We start from the raw sequence: 14,555 nt of genomic DNA, 5'->3' as shown, positions 1-14,555 counted from the left end.
GACATCAAACGTTGGTCTCTCAACAGTAAGGGAAGTCTGTGGAGTCAGTTTTTCGCCAGAAATGGCCGGTGGTCCTGTTGACCATCGGCCTCTACCCCGCTTTCACCGTCGACGTTCGCGCCGACGACAATCTCGACAGCAGCTTGCGCAGCATCAGCCCGTCGCAACTGCAACAACCGGCAGGCAATGACAATCGTCAGCGCCCTGCCCTTACTTCCAAAGCGTCCGCCGATGCGGACGCGTTGGGTCTGGAACAAGCGGTCAGGCTCGCCGTGGACTGGCACCCACGGATCGGCGAGGCCATCGGCACCCTGTTCCAGCAAGGCGAAGGGGTCAACGTCGCCGAATCCGGCTATTACCCGCAGGTCACCGGCGGCATCAAGGGTGGTTACACCAGCGGTTACGGCAGCGATGCGGGCAGCCAGTCGGTGAACATTTCCCTCAAGCAGATGCTGTATGACTTCGGCAAGGTTTCCAGTTCGGTCGACGCCGCCCGCGCCCGGGTGGCGCGCAGTCAGGCCGGAATCCTGTTGGCGATCGACGACATCGCCCGCGACACCGCCGGGGCCTACATCGAAGTACAGCGTTATCAGCGTCTGCTCGAGGTTGCGCGTGAGCAGATTCAGGGCATCGGCGGCATCGTCGACCTGGCCAGGCAACGCAGCGACATGGGCGCCAGCACCCGCTCCGATATGGTCCAGGCGCAGTCCCGGGCCGAAGGCGCGACGGCCACATTGCAGGAATTCAAGGCGCAATACGCGCGCTGGCAAGCGACGCTGACCAGCCTGCTCGGACGGCGCACGCCGCCGGCAGTCAGCGACGCTGCCGCGCCGACGCTGACTCAGGCCTGTGACGCCTCGCAAATCTCCGACACCCTGCCCGCTGTTCTCCAGGCGGCCGCGCAACGCACCCAGGCCCAGGCCGAACTGGCCCAGGCCAAGGCCGAAGCCTATCCGACGCTGTCGCTGCAACCGTCGGTCAACCAATACCTGGACGACCACTACGACGATCAGAACTCGCGCGCCGATCGCACTCAGGTCGGAATCTTCCTCAACCTCGAAGTGCCGATCTATCAGGGCGGTGCGATCAGTGCGCGCAGCCGCGCCGCCGGACATGCGCTGACCGCAGCGGATTCGGCCGAAGACTTCGCCCGCCTGCAAGCGCGCCAGGGTCTGGCTGAAGCCCAGGCGCAAACCTCGGGCCTGAACCGACGGCTGCGTTCGCTGGAGTTTCGCCAGAGCAGCATCACCGAGGCGCGCATGTTGTATGGCCGCCAATACCTGGAACTGGGCACGCGGCCGCTGCTCGACCTGCTCAACGCCGAGCAGGAAATCCATCAGTCGCGCTTCGATCTGGTCAACACCCAGGCTGATCTGCAACGCCTGCAGATCGACTGCTTCTACAACAGCGGTGCGATTCGCCGGGTCTTCGGCATCGACCACAGCGCCATCCAGAATGTCGAGATCCTGCCATGACCGATGCCAGCATCACTGTTCCCGAACCCGCCGCTGCCGAAGCTCGCGAAGATTATTCGCCGTGGCTGGAAGCCGTTCTCAAGGTCGCCCGCCACTACCGACTCGACGTCTCGCCGGAAAGCGTGCGCCTGGCCTCGGTGCACAGCGAAGGCCGCGTCGAAGAAGTGGTTCGGCACATGGCGCGTCAGGCCGGTTTGAGCGTGAAATTCGCGGTATTCGACAACAAGAGCCTGAGCCGCTGGCGCACGCCGCTGGTGGTGCAACTGCGCGACGGTCAGGTCGGCGTGCTCGAAAGCATCGGCGAAACCGGCGAGCTGGGCATCTGCTTCAGTGGCGATCAAGGTTTGCAGAGTCGCATGGAGGCTGGCGCGCTCGCCGAGCAGGCCCTACGCACGGTGATTCTGCGTCCGACGCAACCGGTGGCCGACGTGCGCACCAACGATTACATCAAGCCCTACGACGAGCACTGGTTCCGGCGCATCGTCCTCACCGATCTGCGCCCTTACAGCCAGGTGATGATCGCCTCGCTGGTGGCGAATCTGCTGGGCATGGCCGGGGTGCTGTTTTCCATGCAGGTGTACGACCGGGTGATTCCGGCCGAATCGCTGCCGACCCTGTACGTGCTGTTCGGTGGGGTGATGCTGGCGCTGCTGTTCGATTTCGTCATGCGCATCCTGCGTCTGCGCATCACCGATGTGCTGGGCAAGCGCGCCGACTTGCGCGTCTCCGATCTGGTCTTTGGCCACGCCTTGCGTCTGCGCAATTCCGCGCGGCCGAAATCCACCGGTTCGTTCATCTCGCAACTGCGCGAGCTGGAGCAGATCCGCGACCTGATCACCTCCAGTACCGCCACGGCGCTGGCGGACATGCCGTTTTTCCTGCTGTTTTTGCTGGTGTTCTATTTGATCGGCGGGCCACTGGTGCTGATTCCACTGGTGGCGCTGGTGTTCATGTTGCTCCCCGGGATCATCGCGCAACCGCGTCTGGCGCGACTGGCCAATGCCTCGATGCGTGAAGCGGCGCTGCGCAACGCCATGCTGGTAGAAAGTATTCAGGGCCTCGACGACATCAAGGCATTGCAGGCCGAGCAGCGTTTCCAGCAACAGTGGAACCAGTACAACGCCGCCTCGGCGGACAGCAGCCTGCGCCTGCGCACCTTGACCAACAGCCTGGTGGCGTGGACGCAGAACGTGCAAGGCGGAGTGTTCGCAGTGGTCATCGTGTTCGGCGCGCCGATGGTGATTGCCGGCGACCTGACCACCGGCAGTCTGGTCGCGGCGTCGATTCTGTCGTCGCGGATGATGGGGCCGATGGCGCAACTGACCCACGTGCTCACCCGATGGCAGCAGGCCAAGGTCGCGCTCGAAGGCTTGAACCGGATCATGCAGATGCCGGTGGATCATCCCGAGGGCAGCCAGCGCGTGCACCTGCCGGCGATTCGCGGCGACTACCGCATGCGTCAGGCAAGTTTCCGCTACAGCGAGGAATCGACCCCGGCGCTCAACAACATCGACCTCAGCATTCGCCCCGGCGAGCGCATCGCCCTGCTCGGCCGCAACGGCGCCGGCAAGTCAACGCTGCTGCAGGCGCTGGGCGGCGCGATGGATCTGAGCAGCGGTGAAACCAGCCTGGACGGCATCGCCCTGGCGCATCTGGATCCGGCCGACCTGCGCCGCGACGTCGGACTGCTGTCGCAACAGGCGCGACTGTTTCATGGCACCTTGCGCGACAACATCACCCTCGGCGCCGGTCAGGCCAGCGATCAGGAAATCATCGCCGCATTGACTGTCACTGGCGCGCTGGATTTCGTTCGGCAGCTGCCCAAAGGCATGGATCATTTAGTGCTTGAAGGTGGCTTGGGCCTTTCGGGCGGTCAGCGTCAGAGCCTGTTGCTGTCGCGCTTGTTGATCCGCCAGCCACAAGTGCTGCTGCTCGACGAACCGACGGCCGCGCTCGATGACGTCACCGAACGGCTGCTGCTGGAAAAACTCGCGACCTGGACCCGGGGCCGAACGCTGGTGGTCGCCACGCACCGGGTCAGTGTCCTGCAACTGGTCGAGCGGATCATCGTTCTCGACAACGGACGTATCGTCATCGACGACCATCGCGACGCGGCACTGGCGCGGTTGCGCACACCGGGCAAAGGAGTGACGGTATGAAGCCGATGATGACCGACGTGCCGGACCCGATGTCCTACCTCGACGGCCGCGATGAGCGCGCACTTGCCGGTGGTGCAAAAGTGATCTGGGGTTGCGCGCTGATGCTCGCCTGTTTCATTGCCTGGGCGGCGTGGTTTGAGATCGTCGAAGTCTCGACCGGTACCGGCAAAGTGGTGCCCAGCTCGCGCGAGCAGGTGATTCAGTCGATGGAGGGCGGCATTCTCGAACAGCTCAACGTCAGCGAAGGCGCTTTGGTCGAGCGCGGGCAGATTCTCGCGCAACTGGACCCGGTAAAGAACCAGTCCAACGTCGGCGAAAGCGCGGCCAAGTACCGTGCAGCGCTGGCCAGCGTCAACCGCTTGCAGGCCGAGGTCAGCGAAAAGCCCCTGACTTTCGACGCATCGCTGCAAGAATTTCCCGAGTTGATCCGCGCCGAAACCGAGCTCTACCAGACCCGGCGCAAAGGTCTGGCAGAAACCCTCGACGGCATTCAAAGCTCGCTGAAACTGGTGCGCAGCGAACTGGCGATCACTGAAAATCTGGCGAAGATCGGTGCCTCGAGCCGGGTCGAAGTGCTGCGCCTGACCCGTCAGCGCTCGGAGCTGGAATTGAAGGCCACCGAGGCGCGTTCCGATTACATGGTCCGCGCCCGCGAAGACCTGGCCAAGGCCAACGCCGAAGCGCAGATGCTCGAAGCGGTAATCCGTGGTCGCACCGATTCACTGTCGCGTCTGACCCTGCGCTCGCCGGTGCGCGGCATCGTCAAGGACATCGAGGTCAGCACGATTGGCGGCGTCATTGCACCCAACGGCCAGGTCATGCAGATCGTGCCGCTGGATGAACAACTGCTGATCGAGACGCGTATCTCGCCGCGCGACATCGCCTTCATTCACCCGGGCCAGGCGGCGAAAGTGAAAATCACCGCCTATGACTATTCGATCTACGGCAGCCTTGACGGCGAAGTGGTGACGATCTCGCCGGACACGATTCAGGACGAAGCCAAGCCGGAAATCTTCTACTACCGCGTGTTCATCCGCACCGCGTCGGATGAACTGCGCAACAAGGCCGGAAAACGCTTCGCCATCGTGCCCGGGATGATCGCCACGGTGGACATCCGCACCGGCGAAAAAACCGTGCTGGACTACCTGATCAAACCGCTCAACCGCGCCCGCGAAGCATTGCGCGAACGCTGATCAGCGACTGGCCAGTTTGGTCGCCGGCGGCGCTGTCGGGGTGATGCTGGCCTGATAGCGCGACCACTCGCGATTGATCTCCGCGTACGGCAAAAAGATGCTTACGCGCGGTTGATCGAGCAGGTCCTTGCGCTTGAGGCGGCTGACGTCGTCACGGGTGAGGAACGCCACGTTGATGCCGACCACTTTGCCATCGGCGGAAAACACCGGCCCGCCGGACATGCCTTTGGCCAGTGCGCCATTGTGGGTGCCGTAAAGCACGTTGCCCTCTTTGACGTCGAGGCGAACCATGGCCGGTAAAGCCTGGCCGGTGCCCTTGATTGACATGTACAGCGAATTGAATCCCACCGAAGTCAGCTCTTCGCCCGGCGTGTAGCCGCGCCACGCCGGCACACTACTGGCCTTGTGACGGAAGAACTGCACGTCTGCCTGCCCCTGGAAAACCGTGCCCGACAAGTAAGGAATGTGCTTCACCGTCACGGCAAAATCCTCATTCCATTGCACAGCCGAACCCATCAGCAAGTAAGGCAAAGGCGCGCCGGAGTGAACGACAAAGGCTTGGTCTAAAACAGGATCCTGAACAAAAGCGACTGGCATTCCATTGCACCCGCTGAGCAGCAACGACGCTGCAACAAGTGACTTGAGGGGGCGCATTTTCGGTACATCTTGAAGTGAGGGAAGGTGCTGCAATATGTCATTGCGCCATCACTTCTAGCAATAGCCTGAGCCTACCGCCTGTCGGCATGCGATATAGTGAATCAATGATTGGATCCAAGCAATTTCCCGGCAATGCGCGCGATCAACAGCGAATGGACGCAAATGATCGCGATTGTCTTCAACCAGGTCGAATGATTCCATGCTGACGCAGTTTGCGATACAGCGTATTGCGGCTGATGCCCAGACGACTGGCAACACGCGCGACATGCCAGTGCTCCGCCTCAATCAAGCTCAGCAACGTCTGGCGTTCGGATACGCCCAGTGGATCGTAAACAGGTTGGTCGTGACTTGCTGGCAGTAACTCCTGCACATCCTCCAGCGTGATCCGCCCGTGCACCGCTAACGCTACCAACGTCCGCAGACAGGTGCGCAGTTGCCGGACGTTGCCCGGCCAGGGCTGCGCCAGCAAGTGCTCTCGAACTCCCGCTTCCAGCCGCACATTGGCGCCCGCCATTTCTTCGCGCAGCAACAGGTCAAGCAGACGGCCCTTGTCGGAACGCTCGCGCAGCGGCGGCAGTTCCACGGCGAAACCGCCAATGCGATAAAACAGATCTTCGCGCAGGCGTCCGTCAGCCACGCAGGCTTGCAGATTCTGGTGGCTGGCGCTGATCAAACGGACATCGAGCGCGCGTGGCGTTGCGCTGCCCAGCGGCACGACCTGGCGCTCTTCGAGCACCCGCAGCAGGCGTGTCTGGAGCGCGAGGGGCATGTCGCCGATTTCGTCGAGAAACAGAATACCGCCATGGGCCTGCTCGAGCTTGCCGACCATGCCTTCCTTGCGCGCGCCGGTGAAGCTGCCGCCGCGATAGCCGAACAGCTCGCTTTCGATCAGCGTCTCGGGGATCGCCGCGCAGTTGATCGCGATAAACGGCTGGCCGGCACGGGAGCTGGCGCGGTGCAGCGCTGCCGCAAACGCTTCCTTGCCGGTGCCGGTTTCACCCTGCAGAAACACCGGCACGTCACGCTCAAGAACTCGCAGTGCGCGGGCGAATCCACGTTGCAGGCGCGGGTCTTCCAGGCATACGCGCTCATCCTCGATTGACGGAACAGGCGCAAGGGTCAACGGCGCGGAGCGGATCGGTCCGCGCAACTGGCCATAGAACAGGCGTCCATCTACCAGCCGCATCGGCCAGCAGACGTGGGCCTGAGCACTGGCCTGATCGAGCAACTGCTCCATCGGCGTTTCCAGCAGCAGGGTCAGCGACTGCCCGACCATTTGCTCGCGGCTCAGGCCCAGCAGATCCAGCGCCGCCGCATTCACCGAACAGATCCGCGCACTCTCGTCGAAGCTGAGCAGGCCTTCACCCAGCAGTCCGACAAACCCGGCATCCGGATGAAACCGCAGCAAATAGCGCTGCGGATCGTGGCCAAGGAAAAACAGCTCTCGATCAACCTGGCCGACAGATTGGTCAGGGCCATGGCCTTGAAGCGTTGCTCAAGGCTGCTCTCCTCGCGCACCGAAGACAGGTTGAGCACCGCGAGCAACTCGCCGCTGGCGTCGAATATCGGGCTGGCCGAACAGGTCAGGCCGACGTGCTTGCCACGGAAATGCTCGTCGCGGCGAATGGTCACGTGCTGACGCTCGACCAGGCAGGTGCCGACACCGTTGGTGCCCTCGTGCTCCTCGCTCCAGACCGAGCCGAGCCACAGCCCGGAGCGCTGGAATTCACCGCGTTCAGCCTCATTGAACACGCTGTCGATCGCCACGCCGCGTGCATCGGTGAGCAGCACGACATGGCCGTCACGCCCCAGTTGCTGGTGCAGGCTGTTCATCTGCCAGTGGGCGATGGAAATGATGTGTTCCAGCGGCGCACGGTGTTCGCGCAAGCGTGCCTGTTCAAGCACATCCGGCGCGCGGCGGCTGGCCGGATCGAGCTGGTATTGATCCAGGCAACGCCGCCATGAGCGAGTGATCGCCAGGTCTGCCGCCGCGCCGGGACTGGCTACAGTGCCCTGCACGGCTTGCAGCACCTGGCGTGCGTGGGCGTTGATCGAGGCCGGTTTCATTGTTGTTGTGCTCCGCTTCGGTGAAGACACGGTCTGTCCGCAGCTTAGATGAAAAGCTCGCCGCGAGGGAATCTCGCGCCGAGTGACACAGTGTCATCCTCGATTCCCGAATTCGTGACAGGGCGCCCTCTGCACCTCGCTCCGATTTTTGCATCAGACGCTCTGGCCAGCGCCTTTCAAAGAGCTGGCCCAAGCCTTGCTCTGGTGCCATGGCTTACCAAAACAACAAGATCGGGAGTGGCCCCATGAACATCGCTATCGAAACCCCTTTGCAAACGCCAACAGCGCAACTTGCCGCTTGGGTCGAACGCCTCGGCGAACGTCTGGCGCAACGAGATGTGGACGGCACGCTGGAGCTGTTTGCCGAAGAATGCCACTGGCGTGACTTGCTGCTGTTCAGCTGGAACCTCGTCACGCTGGAAGGCAAACCGGCGATTCGCGACATGCTCGAAACACGCCTTGAGCAGACCCGGCCCGAGCGCTGGCAACTCGAAGGTGAAGCCACGCTCAGCGACGGCGTGCTCGAAGGCTGGATGAGCCTGGAAACCGACACGGCGCGCGGCAAAGGCTACGTGCGCCTGAAGGACGGTTTGTGCTGGACGCTGCTGACCACCATGCGCGAACTCAAAGGCTTCGAAGAACCCAGCGGCCGCCGCCGGCCGATGGGCGCGAGCCACGGCCATGCCCACGCTGACAAGCGCAACTGGCTGGAGCGCCGCCGCGATGAAGAAGCGGCGCTGGGCATCACCACGCAACCGTACTGCCTGATCGTCGGCGGCGGTCAGGGCGGGCTCGGCCTCGGCGCGAGGCTTAAACGCATGGGTGTACCGACGCTGATCATCGATAAGGCCGAGCGCCCCGGCGATCAATGGCGCGGTCGCTACAAGTCTTTGTGCCTGCACGACCCGGTCTGGTACGACCACATGCCCTACCTGCCCTTCCCCGACCACTGGCCGGTGTTCACCCCGAAAGACCAGATCGGCGACTGGCTGGAGATGTACACCAAGGTCATGGAACTCAACTACTGGCCGCGCACTGAATGCCTCGGCGCTACGTTTGACGAACAGACTGACCGCTGGACCGTGGAGGTCCTGCGCAACGGCGAGCGCATCACCCTGCAGCCGACGCAACTGATCCTCGCCACCGGCATGTCTGGGGTACCGAATGTGCCGGTGTATCCCGGCGCCGAAGACTTCAAGGGCCAGCAACATCACTCCAGCCGCCACCCCGGCGGCGATGCGTGGAAAGGCAAGCGCGCTGTGGTCATCGGCGCGAACAACTCGGCCCACGACATCTGCGCCGATCTGGTGGAAAACGGCACCGAGGTGACCATGGTGCAACGTTCGAGTACGCACATCGTGCGTTCGGACAGCCTGATGGAACTGGTTTTCGGCGGCCTCTATTCCGAAGAGGCGCTGGAGTCTGGCCTGACCACGGACAAGGCCGACCTGCTGTTCGCCTCGATTCCGTACAAGGTCATGCCACAGTTTCATCGGCCGGTCTTCGACGCGATCAAGGAGCGCGACAAGGACTTCTATGAACGCCTGGCCCGTGCGGGTTTCATGCTCGATTTCGGCGATGACGAATCGGGTTTGTTCATGAAATACGTACGCCGTGGCTCGGGTTACTACATTGACGTCGGCGCCTCGGAATTGATCGCCAACGGCACGATCAGGCTCAAGAGCGCCCCCGGCCTCGGTGTCGAACGCATCGAAGCGGATGCGGTGGTGCTCACCGATGGCAGCCGCTTGCTGGCCGATCTCATCGTTTATGCGACAGGTTATGGCTCGATGAACGGCTGGGCGGCGAAACTGATTTCCCAGCAAGTCGCGGACAAGGTCGGGCGCTGCTGGGGCCTGGGTTCCGGCACCACCAACGACCCCGGCCCGTATGAAGGTGAACTGCGCAACATGTGGAAACCGACCCAGCAGCAGAACCTCTGGTTTCACGGCGGCAACCTGCATCAGTCACGGCACTATTCGCTGTACTTGGCGTTGCAGTTGAAGGCTCGTTTCGAAGGCCTCGACACCGATGTTTATCGCCTTGCAGAGCGGCATCATCTGGGCTGATTCCGCAAGTGGTCGTTCGTCGGTGCGCCGGCCAGGCGCACCGGCGAACTGGAAAGTGCGTGCTAGGGTGTCTAGCCAGAGCACCTTTCAAACCAGGAAAAATGCGGAGGATTCATGCCACTTCATCCCATCCTGTTCATGGGCGGTTCCGGCGCTATCGGCCACCAGACGGCCCGCGCATTGCGCGCGGCGCATCCCGACGTACCCTTGCTGATCGGCGGACGCGACCTCGCCAAGGCTGAGCAAACCGCCGAGCACATCGGCAATGCCCAAGGTGTGGTCATCGATGCTCGCGCAGAAGATCTGGGGCTGGGTGATCGCCCGGTCAGCGCCATCGTCCTGTTCTACATGGACCACGCCCTCGCCGGGCTGCGCTTTGCGCAAAAGCGTAAGGTGCCGCACCTGAGCATCTCTTCCGGCGTGTTCGAAATCGCCCCGCAAATCGCCAGTTTCATTCACGCGCCTGACGCGTCTCCCATTGTCCTCGGCTACGAATGGATGGTCGGCGCCACCACAGTTGCGACGCTGCACATCGCCAAGGCATTCGCCCGCGTGCACGACATCCGCATTCATGCGCTGGTCGACGAACAGGACGGCGGCGGCCCGACTGTAGCCGTCGATTTCGAGCACCTGAACAAGATGCTGCCCGCTGCGCTGACCCGCCGCGACGGCAAATTCATCTGGCGCGAAGGCGACGACGCCAAGGTCAGCTTCCGCGCCGTCGACGGTACGACCCTGCAGGGCGCCGGCTTTTCCTCGATCGACGTCACCGGCCTGGCCGCCGCCACCGACGCCCCGAACGTCGAGTTCAACCTCGCCAGCGGCATCAGCTCGACCCGGCGTCAGGGCCAGCCGATGTCGACGGAAATCCTCATCGAACTCGAAGGCACGGATCGCGATGGACAGCCGTTGCGCACACGGCATGCGGTGGTTCACCGCGCGGGTGCGGCGGCGTTGACCGGGCTCAGTGTGGCCATGTTGCTGGAGCGATTGGTTGGGCTGAATGGGCAAGCGCCTGTAAGGCCGGGGCTGTATTTCCCGTATCAGTTGCTGGATGCCCGAGTGTTTTTGCAGCGATTGAGAGACGACGGCGGTGAGTTGATTGAGCTGGACGGGGATGTGAATGGATAAAAAATACACGTCAAAAATGGCGGTTGAAAGTTCACAAGTGGTTGGCGATCTGGAAGCGGCTTGCACTTAGAGACGCATCCTGTTCTTCGTCTTGATGTCGGCCAAGGAAACCAAGCATCAGCTCGGCAGTTCGCCGAGCGCTGGTCACCACAAAAAAATGCCCTTCCCCCTTCAGCACGCGCAGTTCGGCTTGTGGAATCGAACGTCGCAGAATGTGCGCGTTGTACGGCTGTACCAAGGTGTCACGGTCGCCGATAAGAATGAGCGTGTGCGCGCGCAAACGGGGTAGCCGCAGCAGGCTGGTCCAACCTGCCAAAGCGGCTAGCTGGTGGTAATAAGTTCGTGGGTTGACGCTGAGCATGCCCCTGGCAACACCGAAGCGGCAAGGCATCGAATGTTCTGATCAGACCACCCAAACCGTTAAGCAGCAGTAACGGCGGGCCCTCGCCGGAGATTGAGACGTTTACCTGCAAATCCTTGACGGTCAGCTTTCGGATCGGCATGAGAAAGTTCCTACCTCGCTACTTTGACCGGAGTAAATGCCCACCGGCAGCTTTAGATTTGGCTTGTCAGTGAAACCGGTCGTAACGATGCGATCAATGCTCGAAGCGTCTCCTTGTGACTTTCGAGCCCCTGACTTGCGAGTTCGTATTCTTGTAACGCGCCAATGCGGCCGCGATCCTTGCTGCTTTGAATCAGCCGCCCCAGGAGTAACTGTTTTTCATGCAGGGCTCTAACGGCCACCCAGAGCGCTTCCTCCAACGTCTCATTCTGGGCGTGAAATAACGCGGCGGCGGTGTAGGCATGACCGGTATGGCAGCGAAAGCGTGGTGAGGACGCCTCTACCTCCCACAGCGCGCCTCCGCATTCAGGACAAGACATGCCAGCGATTTCACCTATCTCGTCCAGCGCTCTGGAGCCGCCTTTGCTGAAATCCTCGGTGAGATCATTTTCAGTGGCGAACGGCTCGATGCGTTGTGCCTCCGCAGGGAGGTTCGCCTCGGCTGCACGCTGTTCGATGATCTGTACCAGTCTCTTGCCCAATTCTCTGAGCGGAAGGCATCCGTCCACATTCACATGACGAAGGGCGCTCGACGGCATTGACGGTGCTTCGGCAGTCTCGGGATCTTGCACAAAAGCCAGTCCGCCATAGGCCTTTATTGCCTGGAGCCCGACTACACCGTCATCAAGATCACCGGTCATCAACACCCCTATGGCATTGCTTGCGTAGCTGATGGCCGCCGATCTGAACATCGGGTCAATTGCAGGCCGAGAGTGGTTTTCCCTGGCACTGCGAGAAACCTGAATAATTCCTTTTTTGACCAGTAGATGCTTGTCCGGAGGCGCAACGTAGACACGCCCCGGCTGGATCTGCTCTTCATGCACGGCGAAGGCGACGGGTAATGGGCTCGCCTGGACCAAAAGGTTTGGCAGAACGCTAGGTTGTTCTCCGATGTGCATTGTGACGAACACGGCCGCATGCAAATCGGACGAAAGCTCGGCTACAAATTCACGCAACGCAGCGAGTCCGCCGCTGGAAGTGCCGATAACGATGACTGGGTAATTGTGGCTTTCTTGCTGCATGGATCAATCCCGGGTTGCGCGCTGACGCATGCACCTACATACCTCAGCGCCCCCATCCAGCCATGTGAATGAGTGTTTTGTCTGTGTTCGCCGTCAAGCGATAACCTCTCCTTCGTGTTGATAGGTATTTCGCTGAAAAGGTTCGAAAAAACCACCATGTTTGGTCTTGATCAAAGGAATTGGCTTGTGTTCCAGGCACCCGTAAAGGCTGATGTGTGGAGCCTGATCAGTTTGCTTGAGCAGGAAAATTCACCGTAAACGTAGTGCCGTCATCAGCCGTCGAGCGCACGGAGATATCGCCTGCATGGGCAGTAACGATTTCCCGGACGATGAAGAGACCAAGCCCGACGCTGCGAACGTGATCATCCTGGTCTGAGCCACGGGTCATGGGCTCGAAAAGCTTCGCCCGAGCTGACTCGGCAATCGCCGGGCCGAAGTTGTGAACCGAAATGCTTGCCCGGTTGGCATCAAGCGTGGAAATTACAGTAATCGGCCTTTTCTGGTCGCCGTAGGCGGCACTGTTGGCGACCAGGTTACCGATGATCTGTTGCATGCGATCAGCGTCGAGTTCGACATCTCCCCGCCCAACCGATTGATGCTCGATAGCGACATCTGGAAAAGCCACCCTTAGCTCAGCGACACTCTGAGCCACCACCGAATGCAAATCGATGACCGTGGGCGAAACGGATAGCCCTCGGCCGACTCTGGCCGAAGCGAAATCGAGCAGATCAGATATCATTCGATGCGCTCGATCCGTTGAGCTGCCGATGTGGCTCAGCATCAGCTTTTCCCTCCCCTCAGGCATTTTCCGACCGAGCATTTCTGCCGCCATTTTGATAGCCGTCAGCGGGTTCTTGAGGTCATGGCTGACAATGGCAACCATTTGCTCAGCAAATAGCGCCCGACGCTGCGCTTTTTCATAAGCTTCTTTCAGCTCCATCTGCGCCTGCGACAATGCTGTTTCAGCGGCCACTTTATTCGCCAGAAGCCCTTCAGCCAGTTGCCGGGCTTTCAATAGCTCACGTTCGTACTTGTCCCGGTCGGTGGTGCAGAACAACGCCAACTGATAGACAACGCCGGACTCGTGCTGCTGACGAACGCCATTGAGCAACATGGGTATCAAGGCCTTGTCGCGACGCACCAGATCCAGTTTCACCTCCGACACCGAGCCTTGCATTTGTATCAGCGGAGACCAATGAGTCTGGTGAAAAATCCGTCCGCCCATGGTGAGCAAATCCTGAAAGCGCCGGCCTTGCAGATCGGGGTTTTCCCAACCGATCCAGGTACAGAAAGTCTTATTCGCACGCAGGATGCTGCCGTCTTCGCCGGTAACGATCAGGCCGCATGGCGCGTCGTCAAAAAGCGCCTGAGGATCGGGAATCAGGGAGGGTTCAGCGACCATCTGCGTCTTTCGTCCAAGGCAGAAGAAAGCGGTCCATGGCTGCCGAGCAGGCGCAGGGGACACTCATATGCGGACAGTGACCGACATTGTCAACCAGACAGAGCGTGCTGTTGGGCATGATCCGGTGCAGATATTCACCTACGACAACAGGGGCGATGATGTCATCCGTGGACTGCAAAATCAGTGTCGGCGTGTCCAGACCAACGACGTCATCGCGGTTATCCGACATGAATGTCACCCGCGCGAACTGCTTGGCGATTTCCGGATCAGTCCGGCAAAAACTGTTCGTCAGCGTCTCACCAAGCGCCGGTTGGCCGGGAGCCCCCATGATGACGGGGGCCATGGTGCTCGACCAGCCGAGATAATTGCTGTCGAGGGTATCCAGCAGAGAGTTGATGTCTTCGAGTGTGAATCCCCCGACGTAACCCCCGGAGTCGACATAGCAAGGAGACGGGCCAATCATCACATGAGCTGCGATACGACCCCGATGCGCTCTGTCAGTCAATGCGCCAATCATGGCACTGACGGAGTGACCGACGACGATGACCGGGCCGACAGCGAACTCATCGATGATTTCAGCCAGATCTTGCGCGTAGCCTTCCAGTGAACTGTATTTCTGCGGGTCATAAGCCGTGAGATCAGACTGTCCGGCCCCGACAAGGTCATAAAGGACGACCCTGAAGCGATCGGTAAAATGCTCCACGAGGTAACACCACATGGTTTGATCGCAGCCAAACCCGTGGGAGAAGACCAACGTTGCCGAGCCATCGCCTACTACGTTCACGTTATTGCGATGCTGGACAGACATGCTGGACGCT

Annotated in this window: 10 protein-coding genes and 1 pseudogene; 5 read left to right on the top strand and 6 right to left on the bottom strand. The window is 61.0% G+C overall.

Going from position 1 to position 14,555, the window contains the following annotated elements:
* Positions 1-38 precede the first annotated feature (38 nt).
* Genes ACZZZ4_RS20880 through ACZZZ4_RS20870 form a run of 3 tightly spaced genes read left to right on the top strand, consistent with a single transcriptional unit; the run spans position 39 to position 4,827 of the window.
* Positions 39-1,475 carry a TolC family outer membrane protein gene (locus ACZZZ4_RS20880; RefSeq protein WP_463548642.1) on the top strand — a complete coding sequence of 479 codons (1,437 nt, stop codon included), beginning with the start codon at positions 39-41 and terminating at the stop codon, positions 1,473-1,475.
* A complete protein-coding gene (locus ACZZZ4_RS20875) occupies positions 1,472-3,634 on the top strand; it encodes a type I secretion system permease/ATPase (RefSeq protein WP_463548641.1) in 2,163 nt (720 codons plus the stop codon). The genes ACZZZ4_RS20880 and ACZZZ4_RS20875 overlap by 4 nt, the downstream gene beginning before the upstream one ends.
* A gap of 5 nt (positions 3,635-3,639) precedes the next feature.
* Positions 3,640-4,827: an HlyD family type I secretion periplasmic adaptor subunit gene (locus ACZZZ4_RS20870; RefSeq protein ID WP_463538797.1), complete on the top strand. Its 1,188-nt coding sequence runs from the start codon at positions 3,640-3,642 to the stop codon at positions 4,825-4,827.
* On the opposite strand, the gene ACZZZ4_RS20865 is transcribed toward ACZZZ4_RS20870, so the two are convergent.
* Together ACZZZ4_RS20865 and ACZZZ4_RS20860 are read right to left on the bottom strand one after the other, a co-directional pair.
* Positions 4,828-5,307, bottom strand: a complete 480-nt coding sequence (locus tag ACZZZ4_RS20865) for a trypsin-like peptidase domain-containing protein (protein WP_129998515.1) — start codon at positions 5,305-5,307, stop codon at positions 4,828-4,830.
* 355 nt (positions 5,308-5,662) lie between these two features.
* Positions 5,663-7,551 (bottom strand): annotated as a pseudogene (locus ACZZZ4_RS20860) (sigma-54-dependent Fis family transcriptional regulator).
* Between the two features lie 245 nt (positions 7,552-7,796).
* Here ACZZZ4_RS20860 and ACZZZ4_RS20855 point away from each other — a divergent pair.
* Together ACZZZ4_RS20855 and ACZZZ4_RS20850 are read left to right on the top strand one after the other, a co-directional pair.
* Positions 7,797-9,620 (top strand): NAD(P)-binding domain-containing protein, encoded by a 1,824-nt coding sequence (locus tag ACZZZ4_RS20855; protein ID WP_463548640.1) that lies wholly within the window; start codon positions 7,797-7,799, stop codon positions 9,618-9,620.
* 114 nt (positions 9,621-9,734) lie between these two features.
* A complete protein-coding gene (locus ACZZZ4_RS20850) occupies positions 9,735-10,751 on the top strand; it encodes an NAD(P)-dependent oxidoreductase (RefSeq protein WP_415762742.1) in 1,017 nt (338 codons plus the stop codon).
* Positions 10,752-10,782: 31 nt separating this feature from the next.
* Here the strand turns inward: ACZZZ4_RS20850 and ACZZZ4_RS20845 are convergent, their stop codons facing one another.
* The 4 genes from ACZZZ4_RS20845 to ACZZZ4_RS20830 all read right to left on the bottom strand — a co-directional run bounded on the left by ACZZZ4_RS20845 (position 10,783) and on the right by ACZZZ4_RS20830 (position 14,545).
* On the bottom strand, positions 10,783-11,112 hold the full coding sequence (locus tag ACZZZ4_RS20845; RefSeq protein WP_463548639.1) for an alpha/beta fold hydrolase: 330 nt from the start codon (positions 11,110-11,112) through the stop codon (positions 10,783-10,785).
* 194 nt (positions 11,113-11,306) lie between these two features.
* Positions 11,307-12,335: a chemotaxis protein CheB gene (locus tag ACZZZ4_RS20840; protein WP_310405132.1), complete on the bottom strand. Its 1,029-nt coding sequence runs from the start codon at positions 12,333-12,335 to the stop codon at positions 11,307-11,309.
* A 226-nt stretch (positions 12,336-12,561) separates the two neighbouring features.
* Positions 12,562-13,737 (bottom strand): PAS domain-containing sensor histidine kinase, encoded by a 1,176-nt coding sequence (locus tag ACZZZ4_RS20835; protein ID WP_463548638.1) that lies wholly within the window; start codon positions 13,735-13,737, stop codon positions 12,562-12,564.
* Entirely contained in the window at positions 13,727-14,545 is an 819-nt protein-coding gene (locus ACZZZ4_RS20830) for an alpha/beta fold hydrolase (RefSeq protein WP_463548637.1), read from the bottom strand. Before ACZZZ4_RS20830 ends, ACZZZ4_RS20835 begins: the two co-directional genes overlap by 11 nt.
* Between the last annotated feature and the right edge of the window lie 10 nt (positions 14,546-14,555).

It is taken from the genome of Pseudomonas sp. AC252 (genome assembly GCF_979258105.1).
This window is presented reverse-complemented; position numbering and strand designations above follow the sequence as displayed.

Excerpts from the sequence above, each read along its gene's own strand:
- ACZZZ4_RS20875 (WP_463548641.1), top strand. The coding sequence starts at position 1,472 with ATGACCGATGCCAGCATCACTGTTCCCGAACCCGCCGCTGCCGAAGCT.
- ACZZZ4_RS20850 (WP_415762742.1), top strand. The coding sequence starts at position 9,735 with ATGCCACTTCATCCCATCCTGTTCATGGGCGGTTCCGGCGCTATCGGC.
- ACZZZ4_RS20870 (WP_463538797.1), top strand. The coding sequence starts at position 3,640 with ATGATGACCGACGTGCCGGACCCGATGTCCTACCTCGACGGCCGCGAT.
- ACZZZ4_RS20845 (WP_463548639.1), bottom strand. The coding sequence starts at position 11,112 with ATGCTCAGCGTCAACCCACGAACTTATTACCACCAGCTAGCCGCTTTG.
- ACZZZ4_RS20855 (WP_463548640.1), top strand. The coding sequence starts at position 7,797 with ATGAACATCGCTATCGAAACCCCTTTGCAAACGCCAACAGCGCAACTT.
- ACZZZ4_RS20835 (WP_463548638.1), bottom strand. The coding sequence starts at position 13,737 with ATGGTCGCTGAACCCTCCCTGATTCCCGATCCTCAGGCGCTTTTTGAC.
- ACZZZ4_RS20840 (WP_310405132.1), bottom strand. The coding sequence starts at position 12,335 with ATGCAGCAAGAAAGCCACAATTACCCAGTCATCGTTATCGGCACTTCC.
- ACZZZ4_RS20830 (WP_463548637.1), bottom strand. The coding sequence starts at position 14,545 with ATGTCTGTCCAGCATCGCAATAACGTGAACGTAGTAGGCGATGGCTCG.